Source organism: Pseudomonas guariconensis, assembly GCF_024127895.1.
Classification (GTDB): domain Bacteria; phylum Pseudomonadota; class Gammaproteobacteria; order Pseudomonadales; family Pseudomonadaceae; genus Aquipseudomonas; species Aquipseudomonas guariconensis_B.
This window is the reverse complement of record NZ_JAMYBK010000019.1, coordinates 79,551-104,927: the sequence shown is the minus strand read 5'-3', so window position 1 is coordinate 104,927 and position 25,377 is coordinate 79,551. Positions and strand designations below refer to the sequence as shown.

The window sequence follows — 25,377 nt, the reverse complement described above, 5'->3', positions numbered from 1 at the left end:
ACCGCCCTACGAACTGCCCAAGCACAAGACGCGCATGACGATCAAGAGCCAGACCCACAAGGGCAAGGGGTTCAATGAACTGCGCTTCGAGGATGAGCTGGGGCAGGAGGAAGTGTTCATCCATGCGCAGAAGGACCAGAACAATGTGGTCAAGCATGATGAGACCACGCAGATCGGCCATGACCGCAACGAACAGGTCGATCACGACGAGACGATCAGCATTGGGCATGACCGTAGAGAGACCGTGGGTAATGACGAGCGAATCCGAATTGGCCAAGACGCATTCTTCGATGTTGGTCGCAACCAGACAATCACCGTTGGCAAAGATCAGACGTTGGAGGTAGGCAACAATCGTTTTGACAAAACAGCTGTGAATCACACTATCGAGATAGGTGGGCATCTGGAGCAAGTGGTTGAGGGGCACGCCCACCTGACCACAGGGGAAGAAATACACCAGCGTGCCAGGAAATTCATCCTGCAGGTTCAGGACGAGATTGTCCTGGAGGGTGTGGGCGGCACCCTTCTGATCGATGCCAATGGGATAACACTCAAAGGCGTCGGAGTACATATCCAGGCCCCGGTGTATGCCGAGCCGACGGGCGCAGGAAACAACCATGCGTTGTCCGGTACGCCCGCCCAAGGAAGCGGCCTGGACCGTGTGTGCGGCATGCGAAGCGACGGGCGCTGCACACGCTCTCCCTGCCCGTGCAGCAAGGAGAGCGCCTGATGAACGACCCGTATGTCGATGCAGGTTGGCCTCGTCAAAACGTCTCTACGGTACCTCAACCTGCCTGGCCACTGACCGATGCCGAGCCAGCTTGGCTTTTGATCAATGGCGATCTCGAGCCACGTTTGCCAGAAGACATCCGTAGCCTGTCGGGTCCCTGTGGCTATCACTGGGTGTGGCGTGGCACAGCAGCGGAATATGCCCCTCCCGGATATCAGACGGGCCCGCTGCTGACACGTCTCAATGAGCCATTACTGGAAAGGTTCATCCACGATTGGGGGCCGCGCCAAGCGGGCCTGATGCTGTTCGGCCCTGCTCAAATTTCTCCCCTGCTTCAGCAACTCAGAAGCATCACCCACCTCAGCTCTGCGGACGACAACTCGCTAGCCTTCCACTGGAGCCGCCCGCGCACGCTAGAGGAACTCTGCGAAGCGCTGCCATCACACTACCTGAGCAGGCTATTCAGCCCCATCCGGAGCATGCTCTGGCATAGCGGTCTGGAGCCGGATTCGTGGCTACGAGCCGATATACCCGCCAACCCATCCTCCTCCACGCTCGAAAGCCCGCCCCTGACATTGACGGTCAACGATGAGGCCGCTTTGAACAGGGCCTCCCACGCCTGGTTCATGCGCCGGACCTGTCATTTGATGAGCCAGGCACTTTCGACGCTCGGCGAGCAGCTCGCCCCCCTGAATCTCCGTCGCCAGCTCGCCAAATTCGATAAAGAGAGCGACCTCTGCGGCTTCCACCTGGAACGTGACCGTCGCTACTACATGGAGCTACGCCTGCTCTTTCCAGAGCATCCATTCGTAAATGACCAGCCTCTCTTCGACCTGCTGGTCCAATCGGAAATCCAGGGCCTGCAACGCCTGCACGAGATCAACGACCGACTCAACCAGATCTCTGCGCCGATACGACCGAGGAACACCCCATGACCATCACCTACAAACGCGCGTTGCAACCTGACCATCCCAGTGCCAAACGAGTCGGCGAGGCCATCTCGCCACCGCCATGCGAGCGCGGCATCCCTGTCTACCCCATGCGCTATGGCATCGCCGATCACCCCCTGGACCGCGACGCCTTCCCAACCCTGAGCGTGGACCACTACCCCGCCCTGCAAGGTGGCAAGTCCTATGGCTTGAGGCTGCTGCGCCCAGGCAGCTACCTTTACCTGTTCTATTTTCAGCACGGGCGGATGAAGACCCGCCATTACCTGGTCACCGAAGACATCCGCTTCGCCCATCTGTGGTGGACACCGACGGACTACAGCAGCCAGGCCCCCGGCAGCCATGCTCGCCCGGACATGGCGCGCGCTACCCACTATGTGCTGGCACCGGCCCCCAGCGTTGCCGATACCCTGTACCTGATGGTCAGCGAGACCCTGCTCAGCCATGCCACCTTGTGGCAGATCGAGCAGGACGAAGGTGGTCTGCGCAGCCAGCTCGCGACCACTCTCCTGCCCTCGCAGGCCCCGACGCACCCCCATGTGTTCGATTCCGCCCACGTGATCAGCGCCATGGCCGAACTCAAGATCTCCAGCCTCACCGGTGTATTCCCCACTTTCCCCGGGGCATCACAGCGGCCTGAGTTCATGCCGGTATACCGCCAGGCACTGAGCAACCTGGCCCGGCACCTGGGCCCCGGTACACGGCCCCTGGCCGTCGCGCTCCATGACCCACTCGGGGTGGTCAGTGAACTTCATCACCTGCTTACCCTGTCGGTCGAGAAGAAGACCCGTTATACCGGCCAGCATGCCCATCGGCTGCAGAGTGCCAACTTCATCGCGGGCTATTTCAATACCGCCAGCAAGGAAGCGCCACCAGGCTCCGACACGGCCAGCAGCCTCGACCGGCAACGCAAGCTGGTGGACTACCAAGGCGCCATGGACTTCCCTGGCCTCTATGCCAAGGAGGTGGCCAGGCTGGATGCAACCATTGAGGTATTGGTCCAAGACATCATCGCCTGGACCCGACTCATCGGGTCAGACCACTTGCTGGGCAAGGCGCTCGGTTGCTTTGACCTTGAGGTGACGGCAATCGCCAATGCCTACGAAGACGCAGTGTTCGACTGCATCGGCGGGTTGGTGCATTCGAAGGCGGGCCAGCAGCAGCTGGAGCAGGTGGTCATGTTGCCGCCCGGGCAGAGCCCATTCTGGCGGGCGCTGAGCAATGGCAACAAAACCCTGGCCACGCGGCTGAAAGACGCGACCGGCGATATAGCCAAGAACCTGTTCTCGGTCGTGGACAACTACCTCGAAGAGCATGTCGCGACACCTGCGACCAATGCACTGATCGGCCTGCTGCAGGCCCTGCCAGCCACTCACCAAGCCGACGTATTGGTACGCAGGCTACGCCATGTGATGGAAATCCGCTTCAACGCCACCATCGTCATGTACGACATCAGCCTGGCAGACCTGATGCGTTATTCACGGGAGTTCCAAGGGCATCAAGCGCCTAGGGGCGAGTACCTCAAGACCTGGAAGCTGCCTGAGCCCAAAGTCAGCCACATGCAATTGACTACACGGGTGCGGATCTATGATTGGGTCAAGATTGGGGAAACGACTTACCAGAAGATGGACGGTGCATCAACTGGGCAGTCCTCATTGCCGCCGAGTCGTTCTATTCAGGTAGAGGGTAACCTCTTCATCAAAATGCTAAATAAGTTGCGCTCCGCAGGAGGTTATTTATTCACCGGAGTTGGAGGATACTTAGCTATCAGCGGATTTACTAATGCGCTTCGACAGTTCCAGCGGCAGGATGAAAAGATGTTTCATCTGGGTTACCTTGCTGGAGCAACACTTTCACTTGCCAGTGCAATCATTGAAACAGGAGCGCTAGGAACTACAGCCTTCGCCACATTGCATAATAACGCAAACCTTAAAATCACTGCAAAAATACTCTCCGCAAAATTTGGAATGGCAAGATTGGCAACTGCAGGAGCAGGAGTAATTAGCTTTCTGGATGCTCTACGGGCTGCCGACTCACTTTATAATAAAAATCCCACTCAAGCGGCGATGTACTTAGGCGCAGCATTTTCTAGCGGGTTAATGGCTCTTGCCTCTTGGGGTGGGGGAACAGCGTTAGCTATAGGCCTGACCAGCGCTGCAGTTCCTGTAACAGTGCTAGGTCTCACCCCAGTGGCATGGGCAATAGTAGCTCTTGCCGCTTTTGGCCTTGGCATTGCTTTTATGGTAGGTGTAGACACAACAAAGCATGGCGCTATAGATATCTGGTTAAAACACAGCGCATGGGGAATACATCATCGCCAGTATACAAACTTACAAGAACTGGAAGCAGTTCATAGCCTATATTACCGCCCACGACTGTCAGCACAATGGAACCAAACGTTCGGATCTACAATAGGAACACTACACATTCAATGCCACCTCCCTGAAACTCAAGGAACTTTACAGGATCAATTTCAAATTCGACTCAAAGTAAAACTAGACAGTAGAAACCTCAGACAAATTAATGGCCCCATCGCCTATGCGCCAGAGGTTAGATTCATAGATTATCGATTCGAATGTATAGTCTCTAGCATCGTTCACTCTGAAAGCTTACGAAGCTGGTCGATCCAAATGCATCAAGATAGCCAGGTATCCCTTGAGTTTATGTTTATGCCGAACATAGATCAGCCTGATCTATTAATATTTCAACACGACGCCCCTACACCACTAACATTCACGTCATCCGGTTTGCTATCAGAAATCATTGACCCGGCACGCTTAGAACCAGTGAGGCCGCCCAAATGAGAGCTAAACGACTTCCTAACAAATTGAGATTGGGCGGAACGCCGCTAAGCCGACATCGAACTGACACCATCGCACCAGAGCCCGACGGTGTCAGACGTATCAACAACAAATGTATTGAACTTGAAACCTATTCAAACTTCATCTTGGGCAACAGTGCAGGATTCATCGGAATCACAATAGTGATAACGGCGTTGACAATGATTTTAGCAGCCAGCGTAAGCGACTTAAACGACCCGCAAATTATCTTAGCCATACTGGTCATAAGTCCAATAGCGCCGTGCATAGCTTGCATTCTATATTTTGCCAATGGCGCCCACCGTTGCCGTGGCACATACATCCGCATCCATCGTGGCACTCGCAAACTCTATTTCATCCCCCCCAACGATCGAAAGCGTCTTCATATAATCGACTGGGACCAGATTGAAGCAGTGGCAGGCTACATCCCTATCGTTTCGACGAGCGGCTCCGCCTCACGCCATCCGCTCTATTTGTTCGGTATTGATTACACCATGAACCCACCGATAGAAATATGCGCAGCCTGCGGCAATCTTGGTTTATACGATGGTGACCGCTCGGCTCGCTCGCTTTGGGCATACCTTCAAGCCTTCATGGCCCACGGGCCGGAAGGCTTGCCCACTCCACCTCCACTCCCTCCCCGCCTTTCCCGACGCGACGCCACTCTTCAGCCCTACCGTGACTGGTATGCGAGCCTGTGCCGCCAACTTCATAAACCTTATGGTTGGTTATGGGCCCCTATCACCATCCCCGCGTGGATCATCTGGCTGCTTATCAATGCTTACCCCGACAGCGTCGAAGCCTGGCTGCAATACAACGTTCCCTACGCCACCTTTCCTGCTGAAATCGACGTGCTATGCGGCTTCGCAGAAAAGCGCAAACCAGTGATCCGGGTGAATGGCAAACGAATTGAGCCGTGAACGAGCTCAAACTTCACGTCCGTCTCGCTGCCACTCTTACACGGCTCTTAAAATATTAATCAATCCAGCTCTCCTTGAACCTGCGAGGTCACCAGAGTGACTGAACATATTAAGCGCCTTCCCCATCGCCTAAGATTTGGAAGCACACAACTACACCACGGCCAGATTGACTCCCTCCCACAACCCGACGGTGTACGACGTATCAGCAAAAACTGTGTAGAGCTCGAAACATACACAAATTTCGGTCAAAGCGGTGCCGCTGGGTTCATTGGAATATCATTTCTAATCAGCATCATCGCAATTATCTTTGCAGCGTACATTATTGGCCCTAAAAACCTACAGGCCGAATCAATTTTTAAACTAATATTGTGGCTACCCGCACTACCGACAATAGCTTGCGTCTTTTATTTAGCAAGTGGCGCTCACCGCTGCCGTGGAGCATTTATTCGTATCCATCGCGGTACCCGTAAGCTCTATTTCATTTATCCTAACGACCGAAAACGCTTACACATCCTCGATTGGGACCGGATTGAAGCGGTCGCAGGCTACATCCCCATTGTCTCGACGGGTGTCTACACCTCACGCCATCCGCTCTATCTGTTCGGCATCGATTACGCAATGAACCCACCGACAGAAATATGCGCGGCTTGCGGTAATCTTGGCCTGCACGATGGCGATCGCTCGGCTCGCTCGCTTTGGGCATACCTTCAAGCCTTCATGGCCCACGGGCCGGAAGGCTTGCCCACTCCACCTCCACTCCCTCCCCGCCTTTCCCGACGCGACGCCACTCTTCAGCCCTACCGTGACTGGTATGCGAGCCTGTGCCGCCAACTTCATAAACCTTATGGTTGGTTATGGGCCCCTATCACCATCCCCGCGTGGATCATCTGGCTGCTTATCAATGCTTACCCCGACAGCGTCGAAGCCTGGCTGCAATACAACGTTCCCTACGCCACCTTTCCCGCTGAAATCGACGTGCTATGCGGCTTCGCCGAAAAGCGTAAACCAGTGATCCGGGTGAATGGCGAGCGTATCGATCCGTGAATGGGCTCAAGTCTTGGATGGCCATCAATCTCAAAAATCAAACACAGGTAAAAAATCAATCACCCGTTATCACTCCCACCCCGAAAACTCCTTCCCCAAAAACATTTCAAGCCAGGGAGCAAAACATGTCAGTGGTTTGGCTATTCACCCCCAACAACAAAACAGGAACAAAGCCTAAAATCTCAAGCCAAATATCCAGCATAAATAACGAGATTCTAATCCTACGCAACCCATGGGTAACCGATTCGGTCTTCATGGGCAAACTTTACACAGCGCTGACAGCAGCTCTGACACTCTTGATATATCCTGACATTTTCAACGAAGACTATCGCAACCTCGTATTAACAGACGGACACTCAATAGCGATATACATATTCACACCCCTCATCCTAACGCCCTTTCTGGCATATCGAATTTACTACATAAAGAATCTTTCAAACTTCTTCCTCAATCGAGCCACAAAAAACATCTACTATAAGCGTCTAGGAAAACTCTTCGTTTTCGATTGGCGCAACATGGGAGGCGGCCTATTCAAACGTACTGAATTCGGCGGTGCGTCCTTCAGTACCAGCTATGCACTCGCCTTCGCTCCCCGCAGAGCAGACGGCACCCTCCATCAGAAAGACTGCCTCTGGGTCGACAGCAACGAACCGACCGAACCCGACATCAAATACGTCGCCGAAGTCTGGGAATACCTCCGCCACTTCATGGACCACGGCCCTGACAAACTACCGCCCCCCGGTGAACCCAACTGGTGGTACAAGCCCCTGCATCAGATCTGCCTGACACCCGCCGAAGCCTGGCAGCACTACGCTCCCTGGCGAACCGGCGAGCCTGGTGAAATGCAGGGCAAGAAAAACTGGCAACTGCCGTTCTGGGCCGTGTTGTTCCCTTACAACCTGTCCGTTGCCCTCTGCTGGTACGTCATCTGCCGCCTCTTCAACGTCCGCGCGGCACCTCCACCTCCAGAAGCCTTCGAGGAAGATCGGTAAGCGAAGCGGCCCCAAATCACCGCTGACCGTCTTAAGTAAGCGGCATTGGGGCTTGGCGTGCTCTGGAACAAGGGTGAGCCCTTGCCATACACCGGTGGTGTCAGGCCGGTTTCATCACCAGCACGCCCAACGGCGGCAGATTCAGCGCCAGCGACAACGGCTGTCCATGGCTGGGCAACGGCTCGCTGGCCACCGCCCCCAGGTTCCCCACATTCGACCCGGCATACAGCTCGGCATCGCTGTTGAGCAACTCCGCCCAGCGCTCGCCGAACGGCACGCCGATGCGATACCCCTCCCGCGGCACGGGGGTGAAGTTGGCCACCACCAGCAACGGCTCGCCGTCGGCGCTCCAGCGCAACCAGGCGTATACGCTGTTGCGCGCATCGTCGCCGATCAGCCACTGGAAGCCCTGGGGCTGGCAGTCCTGCTCGTGCAGGGCCGGCTGCTCGCGGTACAGGCGGTTGAGGTCGCTCACCAGGCGCTGCACGCCCTGGTGCTCGGAATACTGCAGCAGGTACCAATCCAGCTGGTGGTCGTGGTTCCACTCGCGCCACTGGCCGAACTCGCAGCCCATGAACAGCAGCTTCTTGCCCGGGTGGGTCCACATGAAGGCCAGGTAGGCGCGCAGGTTGGCGAACTTCTGCCAGCGATCGCCCGGCATCTTGTCGATCAGCGAGTGCTTGCCGTGCACCACTTCGTCGTGGGAAATCGGCAGGATGAAGTGCTCGGAATAGGCATAGATCAGCCCGAAGCTCATTTCGTTGTGGTGATAGGCGCGGTGCACCGGGTCGTTCTGGATGTAGTGCAGAGTGTCGTGCATCCAGCCCATGTTCCACTTGTAGGCGAAGCCCAGGCCGCCCTGCTGCACCGGCTGGCTGACGCCGGGCCAGGCGGTGGACTCCTCGGCGATGATCAGCGCCCCTGGGGCCTCGTGGGCGGCCACGGTGTTGAGTTGGCGGATGAAGTCGATGGCCTCGAGATTCTCGCGCCCGCCATGGCGGTTGGGCACCCACTCGCCGGCCTTGCGCGAGTAGTCGCGGTAGAGCATCGAGGCCACCGCATCGACGCGCAGGCCATCGATGTGGAAGTGCTTGAGCCAGTGCAGCGCCGAGGCCAGCATGAAGCCGCGCACCTCGTTGCGGCCAAGGTTGTAGATCAGTGTGTTCCAGTCCTGGTGAAAGCCCTCCAGAGGGTTGTCGTACTCGTACAGGGCAGTGCCGTCGAAACGCGCCAGGCCATGCTCGTCGGTGGGGAAATGCGCCGGTACCCAGTCGAGGATCACGCCGATGCCACCCTGGTGGCAGGCGTCGACGAACGCGGCGAAATCCTCCGCGCTGCCGTAGCGTGAGGTGGGCGCGAACAGCGACAGCGGCTGGTAGCCCCAGGAGCCGCCGAACGGGTGCTCCATGATCGGCATCAGCTCGATATGGGTGAAGCCCAGGTCCTGCACGTAGGGCACCAGGCGTTCGGCCAGCTCGCGCCAGTCGTAGAAACGGGCGATCTCGCCGCTGTCGTCCAGCTCGCAGCGCCAGGAGCCGGCATGCAGCTCGTAGATCGCCAGCGGCGCGTTGTAGGCATGGCGCTGGGCGCGCTGGGCCATCCAGCCGTCGTCGCGCCAAGCGTGGCGCAGCGCGCCGGCCACCCTGGAGGCCGTGCTCGGCGGCAGCTCGGTGGCGCGGGCCAGCGGGTCGGCCTTGAGCGGCAGCACGCCGCCCTGGCCGAGTACTTCGAACTTGTAGGCCTCGCCGATGCCCAGGCGCGGCACGAACAGCTCCCATACCCCGGCATCGTGGCGCAGGCGCATGGGGTGGCGACGGCCGTCCCAGTTGTTGAAGTCGCCGACCACCGAGACCCGCCGGGCATTCGGTGCCCAGACCGAGAAGCACACCCCGTCGATACCGTCGGCCTGGGTGGGCTGGGCGCCGAAGCGGCCGGACAGGTCGCGGTGGTTGCCTTCGGCGAACAGGTACAAGTCCATCTCGCCCAACTGCGGGCCGAAGCTGTAGGGGTCTTCGGTGATCTGCTCGCCGCCGGCCCAGCCGATCTGCAGCAGGTAGGGATGGGCTTCGTCCAGATGCGCGGTGAACAGGCCCGGCAGGCTGCCCTGCACCATTTCGGCCAGCACGCGTCCATCATGGCGCGCCAGCACTCGCGCGCTCAGCGCGTTGGGCAGGAAGGCGCGAACGAACAGGCCGCCCGCACCATCGGCGTGCGGCCCCAGCACGGCAAAGGGATCGGCGTGCTCGGCGCGGGCCAGGGCGTCGAGGTCCCGTTGCCGAAGGCCGCCGTTTTCACGCGTGGTTGCATTCATCTATGGCTCTCCCCAGGTACTGATCAGTCCATGCAGGCCATGCAAGGGCACGGCCAGCCAGCTTGGCCGGTTCTCGGCTTCGTAGGTGATTTCGTAGGCGGCTTTTTCCAGGCAGAACAGCTCCAGCGCGGCGCGTTCGCCCTCGGCCTGCTGCCAGGCGTGGGGCATGGCGGCGGTGGCCAGGCCATAGGCTTCGACGAAGGCATGGCGCGCCTGGTGCAGGTACTGCCGGGCGACCCGCTGCCGGGCCTGACGCGCGGCGTCGGACAAGTCCACCGCCGAGGCGCTGCGCAGGATCATCGCAGCAGCATAGTCGAAGGAACGCAGCACGCCGCTGACATCCTTGTACGGGCTGTGCCTGGCCCGGCGCTCCTCTAGCGGACGTGCCGGCTCCCCTTCGAAGTCGATCAGGTAGGCATCGCCCTGCACCACCAGCACCTGGCCCAGGTGCAGGTCGCCGTGCACGCGCATCAGCAGGCCACCTTGGGCCTGGTGGGCCAGGGTGTCGATGTGCTGGGCGAGGCCCGCGCGCTGTTGCTGCAGGTCGTCGACCAGGGCCTGGCTTTCGCTGTCGAGGCTGTCGCGGTGCTGGGCCAGCAGGTCCAGGGCATGCGCCAGCTCGGCGCTGATCTGCCGGCTCCAGCGCTCGCTGTCTGCGGCCAAGCTGGGCCGTGGCTGGAAGGCTTCGTCGTCGCTGGGCGCGGCCAGCAGCAGGTGCATCTCGCCCAGGCGCTGGCCGAGCAAGGCGGCGAAGCCGGTGAGTTCGGCCAGGGCGTCGGTGTGCGCCTCCGGCTCGACGGTCGTCGGCTCCATCTCGTCGCGGATCGCCCGCTCCAGGGTGTTCTGGGTCCATGCCCAGGCATCGCCCTGGTTGTCCAGGTAGCCCTGGGCGATCATCAGCAAGTGCGGTTGCTGCTGCTCGTCGACCCGGCTGACCCACCCCAGCAACGGCGAGATGTTGGCGAAGCCGGCCGCGGTCAGGTAGGTGCTCATCTCCAGTTCCGGGTGAATGCCGGGGTTGACCCGGCGGATCAGCTTGAGCACCAGGCGCCCACCCACCACCACCGAGCTGTTGGATTGCTCGGCGCTCAGGTAGCGCACTTCGCTGTCCTCGTCCAGCGCCAGCTCGGCCAGTTGTTCGGTGCACTCGAAACGCAGCTCGCCCGCATCGCTCGGCAGCCGGGTGCGCTCCTGGCAGGCACGCAGCACGGCACGGATGAACGGCTCGAGGACGAAGGCGTCGGTGATCAGCCCCACCTGGCGGCCCCGGCGTACCCGAGACAGCGCCAGTTGCTGCGGCAAGGCGCTGTTGATCTGCTCCTCCGGCAGCAGGCCGAAAGGCAGTTGGTAGTGATCGACCACGCCGTCGCTGTGCACCTGCAGTTCGCTGAGCAGCACCGGGCTGGCCGCCGTGGCCAGGCGTACGCCGTAGCTCAGGCGCACCTGGTCGATCGGCCCTTCCTTGCCGGCGAACCAGCGCCGCTTGGGCAGGTACTGGGGCAGGATGGTCGTTTGCAGGGTGTCGCTGGAGGGCGCCTCGAGCAACTCCTCCATGCGCTTGCGCAGCACCAGGGTGGTCAGCTCCGGCAGGCCCTCGGTCGGCTCGATGTGCCAGCTGGGCATGCGATCGCGCGAGGCCAGGAGGAACCAGTAGAAGCCATAGGGCGGCAGCGTGAGCAGGAACGGCAACTGGCCGATGGGCGGGAAGGCGCTGCCGCCGAGCATTTCCACCGGCACCTTGTCGGCATACTGGGACAGCTCCAGCTCCGCGGCCTGGGCGGCGCGGGAAACGTTGGCCACGCACAGGACGATTTCGTTGTTGCCCTCGGCATCGGTGTACTCGCGTACATAGGCGAGAATGCGCCGGTTGCTCGGGGTGAGCATCTTCATGCTGCCACGGCCGAAGGCCTTCTGCTGCTTGCGCACCGCCAGCAGGCGGCGGTTCCAGTTGAGCAGCGAGTGCGGGTCGTGGGATTGGGCCTCGACGTTGACCGTCTGGTAACCGTACAGCGGGTCCATGATCGGCGGCAGCACCAGGCGCTGGGGGTCGGCGCGAGAGAAACCGCCGTTGCGGTCGGGCGACCACTGCATGGGGGTACGCACGCCGTCGCGGTCGCCCAGGTAGATGTTGTCGCCCATGCCCAGCTCGTCGCCGTAATACAGCGTCGGCGTGCCGGGCATGGACAGCAGCAGGCTGGTGAGCAGCTCGATGCGCCGACGGTCACGCTGCAGCAGCGGCGCCAGGCGCCGGCGGATGCCCAGGTTGATGCGTGCGCGGCGGTCCTCGGCGTAGTAGTTCCACAGGTAGTCGCGCTCGCGGTCGGTGACCATCTCCAGCGTGAGCTCGTCGTGGTTGCGCAGGAAGATCGCCCACTGGCAGTTGGCGGGGATCTCCGGGGTCTGGCGCAGGATGTCGGTGATCGGGAAGCGGTCCTCCATCGCCAGGGCCATGTACATGCGCGGCATCAGCGGGAAGTGGAAGGCCATGTGGCACTCGTTGCCGTCGCCCTCGCCGAAGTACGGCCGGGTGTCCTCGGGCCACTGGTTGGCCTCGGCCAGCAGCATGCGGTCGGGGTAGTTGGCGTCGATCTCGGCGCGGATCGCCTTGAGTACCTCGTGGGTCTCGGGCAGGTTCTCGTTGTTGGTGCCGTCGCGCTCGATGAGGTAGGGGATCGCGTCCAGGCGCAGGCCGTCGACACCCAGGTCGAGCCAGAAGCGCATGACCCCGATCACCGCCTTCAGCACCTGGGGGTTGTCGAAGTTCAGGTCCGGCTGGTGGGAATAGAAACGGTGCCAGAAGTATTGGCCGGCGACCGGGTCCCAGGTCCAGTTGGACTTCTCGGTATCGAGGAAGATGATCCGCGTGCCGTCGTACTTCTGGTCGTCGTCCGACCACACGTAGAAGTCCCGTGCCTTGCTGCCGCGCTTGGCACAGCGGGCGCGCTGGAACCAGGGGTGCTGGTCGGAGGTGTGGTTGATGACCAGCTCGGTGATCACCCGCAGCCCGCGCTTGTGCGCCTCGGCGATGAAACGGCGGGCATCGGCCATGCTGCCGTAGTCCGGGTGCACGGCCTTGTACTCGGCGATGTCGTAGCCGTCGTCGCGCCGTGGCGAAGGATAGAACGGCAGCAGCCAGAGGGTGTTGACGCCCAGGTCGGCGATGTAGTCGAGCTTGCCGATCAGCCCGGCGAAATCGCCGATGCCGTCGTTGTTCGAGTCGTAGAACGACTTCACGTGCAGTTGGTAGATCACCGCGTCCTTGTACCACAGCGGGTCGTCGATGAAGGCTGCCGGGCGGGAACGCTTGGCCATGTGCGACTCCTTTCTGTTCGGGTTCAGCTTGCGACGGTGTTGCCGGCGATGGGGCGCTTCGCGGCCCCCGATTCTTCGCCTAACTTGCCCGCTCGATGCGCCAGATGCCGAATGGCAGGTGCCAGGGCTCGATGCGCATCCATTGGGTCTTGCCGTGCCAGGTCCAGCGGTGGCCGTTCATCAGGTCCTCGCCGAGGGTATCGGCGCCGTCGTCCAGGCCCAGCTCCCAGAGGGGCAGTTCGAAGTGCGCTTCCTGGGCATTGTGCGGATCGAGGCTCACGGCCACCAGGATGAAGTTGTCGCGCTCGGGCGTGCGCTTGCCGAAGTACAGGATGTTGTCGTTCCAGCAGTTGTAGAACGCCACCCCCAGGTGGGTCTGCAGGGCACGGTTCTGCCGGCGGATGCGGTTGAGCTGGGCGATCTCGGCGACGATGTTGCCCGGCTGGGTGAAGTCGCGCGGACGGATCTCGTACTTCTCCGAGTCCAGGTACTCCTCCTTGCCTGGCAGCGGCGTGCCCTCGCACAGTTCAAAGCCCGAGTACATGCCCCACAGCCCCGAGCCCATGGTGGCCAGGGCGGCGCGGATCAGGAAGCCTGCACGGCCGCTGGTCTGCAGGAAATAGGGGTTGATGTCCGGCGTGTTGACGAAGAAGTTCGGCCGGTAGCAGTGGCGCCACGGCGGCTGGTTGAGTTCCTCGAAGTACTCGCGCAGTTCCTGCTTGGTGTTGCGCCAGGTGAAGTAGGTGTAGCTCTGCGCATAGCCGACCTTGCCCAGGCGCGCCATCATCGCCGGGCGAGTGAAGGCCTCGGCGAGGAAGATCACGTCCGGGTAGCGGCTGCGCACATTGGCGATCAGCCACTGCCAGAACGGCAGCGGCTTGGTGTGCGGGTTGTCGACACGGAAGGTCCGCACGCCCTCCTCGACCCAGCCGACCACCACGTCGCGCAGGGCCAGCCACAGGGAGGGCACGGCATCGGCGGCGTAGAAGTCGACGTTGACGATGTCCTGGTACTTCTTCGGCGGGTTCTCGGCGTAGCGGATGGTGCCGTCGGGGCGCCAGCTGAACCAGCCGGGATGCTCGGTCAGCCAGGGGTGGTCCTGGGAGCACTGGATGGCGAAGTCCAGGGCGATCTCCAGGCCGTGCTCGGTGGCGGCGGCCACCAGCCGGCGAAAATCCTCGCGGCTGCCCAGTTGTGGGTGGATGGCGTCGTGGCCACCCTCCGGGCTGCCGATCGCATAGGGGCTGCCCGGGTCGCCCGGCTCGGCCCGCAAGGCGTTGTTGCGGCCCTTGCGGTGCTTCATGCCGATAGGGTGGATGGGGGGGAAGTACAGCACGTCGAAGCCCATGTCGCGGATCATCGGCAGGCGCTGGTGCACGTCGTCGAAGGTGCCGTGGCGCTGGGGATCATCGGTGACCGAGCGGGGAAACAGCTCGTACCAGCTGGCGAACAGGGCGCGCTCACGGTCCACGTCCACGGGGAACTCGGCGCTGCGGGTCAGGTAGCTGCGGTGTTCGGCCGCGATCATCAGCGCGGCGGTGTCGGGGTGCAGCAACAGCGCCACCTGGTCGTCCGCTGCCAGCGTCGACAGGCGCTGCTGCAACTGTTCGAGCTGCTCGCGCAACGGGCCCTGGCTGCGCTCGGCGCCCTGGCCCAGCAACAGCCGGCCCTCCTCCAGCTCCAGCCTGACCTCGACGCCGGCGTGGTATTTCTTCTCCAGGTCGTGGCAGTAGGTGGCGAAGGGGTCGATCCAGGCTTCGATGCTGAACAGGTGCGGGCCCAGCTCGGTGGGGGTGAAGTGCGCCAGCCACAGGTCGTTGCCCGGGGAGTGCATCGCCACGCAGTGCCAGCGCCGGCTGTGGGCCTGGCGCCAGTGCAGGGTCACCGCCAGGCGGTCGTGGCCGTCGCTGTAGACCTTGCTGCTCACCTCCACCGGCTGGCCGCGCACGGCCTTGGCCGCGAAGGTGCCGGCGTCGAGCACGGGCAGGGTGTCCTCGATCACGATGCGCGGCGCCAGCAGCGCCTGGGACAGGCTGATGGCCTGGTCCGGATGGTCGTTGGCCATGGGCACGCTTTCGAAGGGCTCGTTACCAGACATCGAACCTTGCTCCCTTTTGCTGTGGCGGTAAGGGTTCAGAGCCGTCGGGGCGGCGGGGGTTCAAAAAAATGAGCGAATGGCACAGGGCCCGGTCAAAGCCTGCGACAGCACTTCATTCATCCTGCGAGGCCAGGCCATGAGCATACCCATTGCGCCAGAGGCGCCCGATCCCAACGTCGACGACCCCACCCTGCCGCCACCGGTGCCGGAGCAAGAGCCGGACGATCCGCCGATCGAGCCGACCGTGCCGCCTCCGGTGGGGGACCCGCCGAGCGAGGAGCCGCCGGTCAAAGGCAAAGGATAGACAAGGATCATGACCGGCCCAGGGTGGCTGGCCGTGGCTTTGGGGGTGCCGCCTGGGGCCATTCGCGGGCAAGCCCGCTCCCGCAGGGGCCTGGGCGCTGCATGATGGGGGGATCGACTTGGATCCTATGGGGCATCTGGGGCCGCGAAGCGGCCCCAAATACAGTTGAACGGCAAAAACTACAGTGCGATCTCGGCGATGCTGATCTCGCGCATCCGGAACTTCTGCACCTTCCCGGTCACGGTCATCGGGAACGCCTCGACGAAGCGGTAGTGCCGCGGCACCTTGAAATGGGCGATGCGTGCCTTGCACCACGCTTGCAGCGCCTCGGCGCTGGTGCTGTGCCCGGGGTGCAGCTTGATCCAGGCGACGATCTCCTCGCCATAGCGGCTGCAGGGAATGCCGATCACCTGGGCGTCGGCCACCGCCGGATGGGTGTAGAAGAACTCCTCCAGCTCGCGCGGGTAGATGTTCTCGCCGCCCCTGATGATCATGTCCTTGTTGCGCCCGACGATGCGCACGTAGCCCTGCTCGTCCATCACTGCCAGGTCGCCCGAATGCATCCAGCCGGCCGGGTCGATGGCTTCCTCGGTGGCCTGGGGGTTGTTCCAGTAGCCGAGCATCACGCTGTAGCCGCGGGTGCACAGCTCGCCGATCTCGCCACGGGCGACGATGTTGCCGTGCTCGTCCACCAGCTTGGTCTCCAACTGCGGCTGGGTACGCCCGACGGTGGTCACGCGCAACTCCAGCTCATCGTCCGGGCCGGTCTGTAGCGATACCGGGCTGGTCTCGGTCATGCCATAGGCGATCTGCACCTGGGCCATGTGCAACTGGTCGATGACCCGGCGCATCACCTCGATCGGGCAGGTGGCGCCGGCCATGATACCGCTGCGCAGGCTGGACAGGTCCAGCTCGGCCCGGCCTGGGTGGTCGAGCATGGCGATGAACATGGTCGGCACGCCGTAGAGGATGCTGGCGCGCTCCTCAGCCACCGCGCGCAAGGTCAAGGCCGGGTCGAAGGCGTCGTTGGGGTAGATCATGGTGCAACCATGGGTGACGCAGCCGAGGTTGGCCATGACCATGCCGAAGCAGTGGTACAGCGGCACCGGGATCACCATGCGGTCGGTGTCGCCCAGGCCCAGGCTCTGGCCGACCATGTAGCCATTGTTGAGGATGTTGTAGTGGCTGAGCGTCACCCCCTTGGGCGCGCCCGTGGTGCCGGAGGTGTACTGGATGTTCACCGGCTGGTCGAACTGCAGGCTGCGCTGGCGCGCGGCATAGGCCTGCAGGTCGATCTGCCCGGCCCGCTCGGCCAGGCGCGCCCAGGGCAGGAAGCCGGCCGGTGGGTTGGCCGCCAGGCTGATGACGCCCTGCAGGTCCGGCAGGCGCTCGCTGGCGAGGCGGCCCGGCGACGGGGCGGCCAGTTCGGGCACCAGCTCCAGGAGCATGGCGTGGTAGTCGGAGGTCTTGAAGACATCGGCGCAAACCAGCCAACTGCAGCCTGACTGGCGCAACACGTATTCCAACTCGCCCACCCGGTAGGCCGGGTTGATGTTGACCAGGATCGCGCCGACCTTGGCGCTGGCCAGTTGCAGGATGCACCACTGGGCGCAGTTGGGCGACCAGATGCCGACCCGGTCGCCGACCTGCACGCCCAGGGCCATGAGCGCCCTGGCGTGGCGATCGACTTGCGCGGCCAATTGCCGCCAGCTGTAGCGCAGCCCCTGGTGCCGGGCCACCAGGGCCTCGCGGTCCTGGCAGCGGGCCACGGTGGCGTCGAAGGCCTGGCCGATGGTCTGGGTCAGCAGGGGCCGGTCCTGGCGCCCACGGGTGTAGCTTGGTTGACTCATGGATATCCCTTCTTGTGGTTGTTCTGGGCATGACTGAAGCAAGCGATGGCTACTCTGGCGCAGATTTACGTTAACGTAAAGGTCATGAGTCGATTGACAGCACCCAACGCCAGGTTTACGTTAACGTAAAGGTGAAAAACGACACCCTGCCATGGCCTCGCACAGGCTCGCCGTGAAACAGCCATGAGCTACGGTGTTACCCATTTCAAGAACAAGAAGGTGCCCCCGCATGCATTACCCCACCCTGAACTTCGCCCTGGGCGAAACCATCGACATGCTCCGCGACCAGGTGCGCACCTTCGTCGCCGCCGAACTGGCCCCGCGCGCCGCGCAGATCGACCAGGACAACCTGTTCCCCGCCGACATGTGGCGCAAGTTCGGCGACATGGGCCTGCTGGGTATCACCGTGCCTGAAGAATACGGCGGTGCCGGCCTGGGTTACCTGGCCCATGTGGTGTCGATGGAGGAGATCAGCCGCGGCTCGGCCTCGGTGGCCCTGTCCTACGGCGCCCACTCCAACCTGTGCGTCAACCAGATCAACCGCAACGGCAGCCACGAACAGAAGCAGAAGTACCTGCCCAAGCTGATCAGCGGCGAGCACATCGGCGCCCTGGCCATGAGCGAGCCCAACGCCGGCTCCGACGTGGTGTCGATGAAGCTGCGCGCCGAGAAACGCGGCGACCACTACGTGCTCAACGGCAGCAAGACCTGGATCACCAACGGCCCGGACGCCAACACCTACGTGATCTATGCCAAGACCGACCTGGACAAGGGCCCGCACGGCATCACCGCGTTCATCGTCGAGCGTGACTGGAAAGGCTTCTCGCGCAGCAACAAGTTCGACAAGCTGGGCATGCGTGGCTCCAACACCTGCGAGCTGTTCTTCGACGGCGTCGAGGTGCCCGAGGAAAACATCCTCGGCCAGCTCAACGGCGGCGTGCGCGTGCTGATGAGCGGCCTGGACTACGAGCGCGTGGTGCTCTCCGGCGGCCCGACCGGGATCATGCAGGCGTGCATGGACCTGGTAGTGCCCTACATCCACGACCGCAAGCAGTTCGGCCAGAGCATCGGCGAGTTCCAGCTGATCCAGGGCAAGATCGCCGACATGTACACCCAGCTCAACGCCAGCCGCGCCTACCTGTATGCCGTGGCCCAGGCCTGCGACCGTGGCGAGACCACCCGCAAGGACGCCGCCGGGGTGATCCTCTACACCGCCGAGCGCGCCACCCAGATGGCCCTGGAGGCGATCCAGATCCTCGGCGGCAACGGCTACATCAATGAGTTCCCGGCCGGCCGCCTGCTGCGCGACGCCAAGCTGTACGAAATCGGCGCGGGCACCAGTGAGATCCGCCGGATGCTCATCGGCCGCGAGCTTTTCAACGAAACGCGCTGACGGGGGGCATGCCGAGCTGCAAGCTTCAAGCTGCAAGAAAGAGCAGTTCGTGGCGTGCTGGAGATACGCGTTCGTCACTACAACACAGATCAGCTTGCAGCTTGATGCTTGGAGCTGAAAGCGAGCTGCGCCGGGAGCAATGATGATTCTGAAGTCACAGTTAAACCCAAGATCGCCGGAATTCGTGCAGAACGCGGCCGCCATGGCGGCCCAGGTGCAAGCGCTGCGCACCCTGCTCGCCCAGGTCAGCCAGGGCGGCGGGCCCAAGGCCCAGGAGCGGCACACCTCGCGTGGCAAGCTGCTGCCGCGCGAGCGTATCGACCGCCTGCTCGACCCGGGCTCGCCGTTCCTCGAGATCGGCCAGCTCGCCGCCCATGAGGTATACGGCGAGGACGTGCCCGCCGCCGGGGTGATCGCCGGCATCGGCCGGGTCGAGGGGGTCGAATGCATGATCGTGGCCAACGACGCCACGGTGAAGGGCGGCTCCTACTACCCGCTGACGGTGAAGAAACACCTGCGCGCACAGGCCATCGCCCTGCAGAACCGCCTGCCCTGCCTCTACCTGGTGGACTCCGGTGGCGCCAACCTGCCGCGCCAGGACGAAGTCTTCCCCGACCGCGAACACTTCGGGCGGATCTTCTTCAATCAGGCCAACATGAGCGCCCTGGGTATCCCGCAGATCGCCGTGGTCATGGGCTCGTGCACCGCCGGTGGCGCCTATGTGCCGGCCATGGCCGACGAAGCGATCATGGTGCGCCAGCAGGCGACCATCTTCCTCGCCGGGCCGCCTTTGGTGAAGGCCGCCACCGGTGAAGTGGTCAGCGCCGAGGACCTCGGCGGCGCCGATGTGCACTGCCGCACCAGCGGCGTGGCCGACCACTATGCCGACAACGACGAGCACGCCCTGGCCCTGGCCCGGCGCTGCGTGGCCAACCTCAACTGGCACAAGCTCGGCAAGCTGCAGTGCCAGGCGCCGGTCGCCCCGCTCTACGACGCTCAGGAGCTGTACGGCGTGGTGCCGGCCGACGCCAAGCAACCGTTCGACGTGCGCGAGGTGATCGCACGCCTGGTCGATGGCTCGGTGTTCGACGAGTTCAAGGCGCTGTTCGGCACCACCCTGGTGTGCGGCTTCGCCCACCTGCACGGCTACCCGGTGGCGATCCTGGCCAACAATGGCATCCTCTTCGCCGAGGCGGCGCAAAAAGGCGCGCACTTCATCGAACTGGCCTGCCAGCGCGGCATCCCGCTGCTGTTCCTGCAGAACATCACCGGCTTCATGGTCGGCAAGAAGTACGAGGAAGGCGGCATCGCCAAGCACGGCGCCAAGCTGGTGACCGCAGTGGCCTGCGCCCAGGTGCCGAAGTTCACGGTGATCATCGGCGGCAGCTTCGGTGCCGGCAACTACGGCATGTGCGGCCGCGCCTACGACCCGCGCTTTTTGTGGATGTGGCCCAACGCGCGGATCGGCGTGATGGGCGCCGAACAGGCGGCGGGCGTGCTGGCCCAGGTCAAGCGCGAGCAGAGCGAGCGCGCAGGCCTGGCCTTCAGCCCCGAGGACGAGGCCAGGCTCAAGCAGCCGATCCTCGACCAGTACGAGCGCCAGGGCCACCCCTACTATTCCAGCGCAAGGCTGTGGGACGACGGCGTCATCGACCCGGCGCAGACCCGCGACGTGCTCGGCCTGGCGCTGTCCGCCGCGCTGAACGCCCCGATCGAACAGAGCCGCTTCGGCATTTTCCGGATGTGACCCATGAGCGATTTCACAACCCTCGAGTTGATCCGCGATCCCCGTGGCTTCGCCACCCTGTGGCTGAGCCGGGAAGACAAGAACAACGCCTTCAATGCGCAGATGATCCGCGAGCTGATCGTGGCCATCGACCGGCTCGCCGAGGACGCCAGCCTGCGCTTCGTCCTGCTGCGCGGTCGTGGCCGGCACTTCAGCGCCGGCGCCGACCTGGCGTGGATGCAGCAGTCGGCGCAGCTGGACTTCAACACCAACCTGGACGACGCCCATGAACTGGGCGAGCTGATGTACAGCCTGCATCGCCTGAAGGTACCGACCCTGGCCGTGGTGCAGGGTGCGGCCTTCGGCGGTGCCCTGGGCCTGATCAGTTGCTGCGACATGGCCATCGGCGCCGAGGATGCGCAACTGTGCCTGTCGGAGGTACGCATCGGCCTGGCCCCGGCGGTGATCAGCCCGTTCGTGGTCAAGGCCATCGGCGAGCGCGCCGCCCGCCGCTACGCCCTGACCGCCGAGCGCTTCAGCGGCGTGCGCGCCCGTGAGCTGGGCCTGCTGGCCGAGGTGTACCCGGCCAGCGACCTGGACGCCCAGGTCGAGGCCTGGGTGGACAACCTGCTGCAGAACAGCCCCCAGGCCCTGCGCGCCACCAAGGACCTGCTGCGCGAAGTGGATGACGGTGAACTGAGCCCCGCTCTGCGCCGCTACTGCGAGAACAGCATCGCCCGCATCCGCGTCAGCGCCGAAGGCCAGGAGGGCCTGCGCGCCTTCCTGGAAAAACGCCGCCCCGCCTGGCAAACCCTGGATAAGGACCCACGCCCATGAGCCATCCCACGCTGACCACCCTGCTGGTCGCCAACCGCGGCGAGATCGCCTGCCGGGTCATGCGCACCGCCAAGGCCATGGGCCTGACCACGGTCGCGGTGCACAGTGCCACCGACCGCGACGCCCGGCACAGCCGCGAGGCCGACATCCGTGTCGACCTGGGCGGCACCAAGGCGGCCGAGAGCTACCTGGACATCGACAAGCTGCTGGCCGCGGCCAAGGCCAGCGGTGCCCAGGCCATCCACCCCGGCTACGGCTTCCTCTCGGAGAACGCCGGCTTCGCCCGTGCCGTCGAACAGGCCGGGCTGATCTTCCTCGGCCCCCCGGCCAGCGCCATCGACGCCATGGGCAGCAAGTCGGCGGCCAAGGCCCTGATGGAAAGCGCCGGCGTGCCGCTGGTGCCCGGCTACCACGGCCAGGCCCAGGACCTGGAGACCTTCCGCGCCGCCGCCGAACGCATCGGCTACCCAGTGCTGCTCAAGGCCAGCGCCGGTGGCGGCGGCAAGGGCATGAAGGTGGTCGAGGAGGAAAGCCAGCTGGCCGACGCCCTGGCCTCGGCACAGCGTGAAGCGCAGTCGTCGTTCGGCGATGCGCGCATGCTGGTGGAGAAGTACGTGCTCAAGCCGCGCCATGTGGAGATCCAGGTGTTCGCCGACCAGCACGGCAACTGCCTGTACCTCAACGAGCGCGACTGCTCGATCCAGCGCCGCCACCAGAAGGTGGTCGAGGAGGCCCCTGCCCCGGGCCTGACCGCCGAGCTGCGCAAGGCCATGGGCGAGGCGGCGGTGCGCGCGGCCCAGGCCATCGGTTATGTCGGCGCGGGCACCGTGGAGTTCTTGCTCGATGCCCGTGGCGAGTTCTTCTTCATGGAGATGAACACCCGCCTGCAGGTGGAGCACCCGGTCACCGAGGCCATCACCGGGCTGGACCTGGTGGCCTGGCAGATCCGCGTCGCCTGCGGCGATCCCTTGCCGATCAGCCAGGCGCAGGTACCGCTGGTCGGCCATGCCATCGAGGTGCGGCTGTACGCCGAAGACCCGGCCAACGAGTTCCTGCCGGCCACCGGCACCCTGGCGCTGTATCGCGAGTCGACGCCTGGCGAGGGACGACGGGTAGACAGCGGGGTCAGCGAGGGCGACAGCGTCTCGCCGTTCTACGACCCGATGCTGGGCAAGCTGATCGCCTGGGGCGAGGACCGTGAGCAGGCGCGCCTGCGCCTTTTGGCCATGCTCGATGAATTCGCCATCGGCGGGGTGAAGACCAACATCGGTTTCCTGCGCCGTATCCTGGCCCACCCGGCCTTCGCCGCGGCCGAGCTGGACACCGGCTTCATCCCGCGCCACCAGGCCGAGCTGCTGCCGCCTGCCCAGGCGCTACCGGCGGCGTTCTGGCAGGCTGCCGCCGAGGCCTGGCTGCAGGGCAGCCCCACGCCCCGGCGCGATGATGACCCGACTTCGCCCTGGGCCAGCCGCGCGGGCTTGCGCCTGGGCCTGCCGGCGCGCAGCAGCCTGCACCTGGTGAGCGGCGGCCATGCGCAAGCCGTGGCCCTGGAGCGCACGGCGGCATCGACCCTGCGCCTGGAAGGCGAGCAGTTGTGCCATGACCTGGACGGCGTGCGCCAGCGCCACCTGGCGATTCGCCGTGGCGGCACCCTGTTCCTGCAATGGGAGGGGGAAATGCATGCCGTCGCCGCCTTCGACCCGATCGCCGAGGCCGAGGCCAGCCACAGCCATCAGGGCGGCCTGGGCGCGCCCATGAACGGCAGTATCGTGCGCGTGCTGGTCGCGCCGGGCCAGGCCGTGGAGGCCGGCACCGCGCTGGTGGTGCTGGAGGCGATGAAGATGGAACACAGCATTCGTGCGCCCCATGGCGGGACGGTGAAGGCGCTGTTCTGCCAGGAAGGGGATATGGTCAACGAGGGAGCGGTGCTGGTCGAGCTGTTGGAATGAGCTGACCGTTCAACTGCCATTTCGGGGCTGCAAAGCAGCCCCGATGCCGCTCGACTGAGCGATGGCAGCTCGCCGAAGCCCTAGAGCACCCCGTGCACCCGCACGACAACCCCCAGGAACTCGCAGCCCTCCTCACACACCAACGCCGGATAGCTGCTGTTCAACGCCTTGAGGTACTGCTGCCCACCCTCCTCGGCCAGCTCCCGGAAGATCGCCGGCTTGCCAGGCTGGCGAGCGATCACCAGGCGCCCCGGCTCCGCCGCCACCCCCGGGTCCACCAGGATGCGCATGCCCTGGGGCACGCTGCGGCCGCTGGCGGCACTCATGGCGTCGTTCTCGACCGTCAGCCAGAACGCCTTGCCCTGGGCGAAATAATCGGTCTGCTCGAAGACAGTGCCTTGCTCGGGCATCGGCGCATCCAGCTCATCCCAGCCCAGTACCGGATAACGAAAGCACACGATGTATTTCATCAGGTCGACATCGTCGTCGTCATCCACCTCGTAAAGGGCGCTGTCTTCGCCAACCTGCCCCAGCACCCGCAGCTGCAGGCGGACCTGGTAATGGGGCATGCCGAGCTCGACGAACACCCGGTTCATCGAATCGACCCTCGGCTGGCGCCGTTTGCGTAGCCAATGGCCCACGCTGCCCTGGGAAACCCCAACGCGCTCGGCGAGCTGCTCCTGGGAGATATCGAGCTCCTCGATCCGGTCACGGACGAGGGCAATCCATTTATCCATATTCATCGCTGGCACGATACGGACTGCCTTCGGGGGCTCAATAAACATTCAGTATTATTTCTCATCGAGACATCGAATACTAAAAGTATTAACTTCAGCCTGGACCTTTTTCCATTGGCCTTCGCAGGTATCAGGATGAAACCACCGAAAAAAGACGAAACAGATCTCGACAGCGAAGCGGCCCGCCGCGCCCTCGACTACTACCTCAATCCACCACCGTCCCGCCCCAGCCTGGACAACCGCATCTGGACCCTGCACGACGGCGTTTCCTCCGAGCAGGCCCACGACCATGCCGTCGCCTTGCTGCGCTGCGCCGCCGCCACCGCCCACGAGACGGCCACCCACCAGCCCCAGGGCATGACGCGGGAGATCCTGTTCGCGCTGATGCACATGATGAACATGGCCAGGGCGCTGCTGGAGCACAAGCAATCGGTACAGGTGGGGGGAGAGTAGACAACACGTGAGGCCGACGAACGGCAAAGGCCCCAATTGCCGGGGACGGGGGTGCACCGGAAAAACTTTTTTACCGGATTACTGAAAATTCATTTGACTGGCAAATGATAACGATTATTATTGCACTCAGCTGATCGCGAGATCCGCTGGATAACCTGGAGCTTAGGTCGCTCTCAGATTATCTCCTCATCAGGCTAATCACGGTTTTTGACCCGGCTTTTTGCCGGGTCATTTTTTTTGGGGCTCTTCAGGCTAATGAAGACCGGGTACCGTTTGAATGGCCGCGATGATAGCAAAGGTGTGTCATTTCGTGAACGGGTGTTACAACGTTTTGCACAATTAGCACTTGAGAATCAATCTCGTTAAGATTAAGCTGTTTGCGCATCAGGGAAGATGCCCCCTCCCCCACCCCTTTCGCGCAAGGAGCCGTCCATGACCCGTCTGCTGCTGCCCCTCGGTCATGCCACCGATGCCGACCAGGCGTCTTCCGAGGATGCCCTGCTCCACGGCCTGAAGCGCCTGCCGCGTCGAGTGCAGCAGGTGTTCCTGCTCAACCGCCTCGACCAGTTGGATTTCGCCGCTATCGCCGAACGCCTCGACCTGCCCCTGCTGGCCATCGAACGCCACATGAACCAGGCGCTGCAGACCACCCATGCGCCTGGCGATGCCCTGGCCTGCGTGGCCGGGCATTGGTATGTGCGCCTGCAAAACCCGCAGGTCACTGCCAGCGAACGCATCGACTTCCGCCGCTGGCTGGATGCCGACCCCGCACACCGGGAAGCCTTCCACGAGACCGAGCTGCGCTGGCGCAGCCTGCTGGCCCCAGCACGGCAGTTGGGGCATGACGGCTGGTACCAGCAAGGGCGTGCGGCGCTTTCGTTGGGCGGCTGCTCGATTGCGATCGGGTTGGGGATTGTGGCCCTCCTGATGTTCGGGTACTTGGCCTGAGCCCTCACCT

The 25,377-nt window shown here is 63.2% G+C and carries 18 protein-coding genes; 13 read left to right on the top strand and 5 right to left on the bottom strand.

The genetic code is table 11. From position 1 onward, the window contains the following. The 6 genes from NJF35_RS18510 to NJF35_RS18485 all read left to right on the top strand — a co-directional run. A partial coding sequence (locus NJF35_RS18510) for a bacteriophage T4 gp5 trimerisation domain-containing protein (RefSeq protein ID WP_410900315.1) occupies window positions 1–727 on the top strand: 727 nt, incomplete at its 5' end. After that, window positions 727–1,662 (top strand): DUF4123 domain-containing protein, encoded by a 936-nt coding sequence (locus NJF35_RS18505; protein WP_253091366.1) that lies wholly within the window; start codon window positions 727–729, stop codon window positions 1,660–1,662. The genes NJF35_RS18510 and NJF35_RS18505, both read left to right, overlap by 1 nt. Continuing rightward, complete coding sequence (locus NJF35_RS18500) at window positions 1,659–4,478, top strand: toxin VasX (protein WP_253091365.1); 2,820 nt, start codon at window positions 1,659–1,661, stop codon at window positions 4,476–4,478. The genes NJF35_RS18505 and NJF35_RS18500 overlap by 4 nt, the downstream gene beginning before the upstream one ends. Then, entirely contained in the window at window positions 4,475–5,413 is a 939-nt protein-coding gene (locus NJF35_RS18495) for a DUF6708 domain-containing protein (protein WP_253091364.1), read from the top strand. The genes NJF35_RS18500 and NJF35_RS18495 overlap by 4 nt, the downstream gene beginning before the upstream one ends. A 96-nt stretch (window positions 5,414–5,509) precedes the next feature. Continuing rightward, window positions 5,510–6,457, top strand: coding sequence for a DUF6708 domain-containing protein (locus tag NJF35_RS18490; RefSeq protein ID WP_253091363.1), 948 nt, complete (start codon window positions 5,510–5,512; stop codon window positions 6,455–6,457). Between the two features lie 125 nt (window positions 6,458–6,582). After that, the gene (locus NJF35_RS18485) at window positions 6,583–7,449 is read left to right on the top strand and encodes a hypothetical protein (protein WP_225790217.1); all 867 of its coding nucleotides are present in this window, start codon (window positions 6,583–6,585) and stop codon (window positions 7,447–7,449) included. A 100-nt stretch (window positions 7,450–7,549) separates the two neighbouring features. Here the strand turns inward: NJF35_RS18485 and glgB are convergent, their stop codons facing one another. From glgB to NJF35_RS18470, 3 genes are all read right to left on the bottom strand, one after another. Next, window positions 7,550–9,760: a 1,4-alpha-glucan branching protein GlgB gene (gene glgB, locus NJF35_RS18480; RefSeq protein ID WP_225790211.1), complete on the bottom strand. Its 2,211-nt coding sequence runs from the start codon at window positions 9,758–9,760 to the stop codon at window positions 7,550–7,552. Continuing rightward, on the bottom strand, window positions 9,761–13,072 hold the full coding sequence (gene treS, locus NJF35_RS18475; RefSeq protein ID WP_225790210.1) for a maltose alpha-D-glucosyltransferase: 3,312 nt from the start codon (window positions 13,070–13,072) through the stop codon (window positions 9,761–9,763). A gap of 79 nt (window positions 13,073–13,151) precedes the next feature. Then, complete coding sequence (locus tag NJF35_RS18470; RefSeq protein ID WP_225790209.1) at window positions 13,152–15,170, bottom strand: alpha-1,4-glucan--maltose-1-phosphate maltosyltransferase; 2,019 nt, start codon at window positions 15,168–15,170, stop codon at window positions 13,152–13,154. A gap of 136 nt (window positions 15,171–15,306) precedes the next feature. On the opposite strand from NJF35_RS18470, the gene NJF35_RS18465 reads away from it, so the two are divergent. Further along, window positions 15,307–15,474, top strand: coding sequence for a hypothetical protein (locus NJF35_RS18465; RefSeq protein ID WP_225790208.1), 168 nt, complete (start codon window positions 15,307–15,309; stop codon window positions 15,472–15,474). Between the two features lie 179 nt (window positions 15,475–15,653). Here the strand turns inward: NJF35_RS18465 and NJF35_RS18460 are convergent, their stop codons facing one another. Further along, entirely contained in the window at window positions 15,654–17,324 is a 1,671-nt protein-coding gene (locus NJF35_RS18460) for an AMP-binding protein (RefSeq protein WP_225790207.1), read from the bottom strand. A gap of 229 nt (window positions 17,325–17,553) precedes the next feature. Between NJF35_RS18460 and NJF35_RS18455 the strand changes: the two genes are divergently transcribed. From NJF35_RS18455 to NJF35_RS18440, 4 genes are all read left to right on the top strand, one after another. Beyond that, the gene (locus tag NJF35_RS18455; protein WP_253081422.1) at window positions 17,554–18,717 is read left to right on the top strand and encodes an isovaleryl-CoA dehydrogenase; all 1,164 of its coding nucleotides are present in this window, start codon (window positions 17,554–17,556) and stop codon (window positions 18,715–18,717) included. Window positions 18,718–18,856: 139 nt separating this feature from the next. After that, a complete protein-coding gene (locus tag NJF35_RS18450; RefSeq protein WP_253091362.1) occupies window positions 18,857–20,464 on the top strand; it encodes a carboxyl transferase domain-containing protein in 1,608 nt (535 codons plus the stop codon). Between the two features lie 3 nt (window positions 20,465–20,467). Next, window positions 20,468–21,280, top strand: a complete 813-nt coding sequence (locus tag NJF35_RS18445) for a gamma-carboxygeranoyl-CoA hydratase (protein ID WP_253091361.1) — start codon at window positions 20,468–20,470, stop codon at window positions 21,278–21,280. After that, a complete protein-coding gene (locus tag NJF35_RS18440; RefSeq protein WP_253091360.1) occupies window positions 21,277–23,229 on the top strand; it encodes an acetyl/propionyl/methylcrotonyl-CoA carboxylase subunit alpha in 1,953 nt (650 codons plus the stop codon). Before NJF35_RS18445 ends, NJF35_RS18440 begins: the two co-directional genes overlap by 4 nt. Window positions 23,230–23,309: 80 nt before the next feature. Here the strand turns inward: NJF35_RS18440 and NJF35_RS18435 are convergent, their stop codons facing one another. Beyond that, window positions 23,310–24,014 carry an XRE family transcriptional regulator gene (locus NJF35_RS18435; RefSeq protein WP_253091359.1) on the bottom strand — a complete coding sequence of 235 codons (705 nt, stop codon included), beginning with the start codon at window positions 24,012–24,014 and terminating at the stop codon, window positions 23,310–23,312. An 87-nt stretch (window positions 24,015–24,101) separates the two neighbouring features. On the opposite strand from NJF35_RS18435, the gene NJF35_RS18430 reads away from it, so the two are divergent. Both NJF35_RS18430 and NJF35_RS18425 read left to right on the top strand, forming a co-directional pair. Next, window positions 24,102–24,419, top strand: coding sequence for a hypothetical protein (locus tag NJF35_RS18430; RefSeq protein ID WP_225790201.1), 318 nt, complete (start codon window positions 24,102–24,104; stop codon window positions 24,417–24,419). A gap of 432 nt (window positions 24,420–24,851) precedes the next feature. Then, the gene (locus NJF35_RS18425; RefSeq protein WP_253091358.1) at window positions 24,852–25,367 is read left to right on the top strand and encodes a DUF4880 domain-containing protein; all 516 of its coding nucleotides are present in this window, start codon (window positions 24,852–24,854) and stop codon (window positions 25,365–25,367) included. Window positions 25,368–25,377 lie beyond the last annotated feature (10 nt).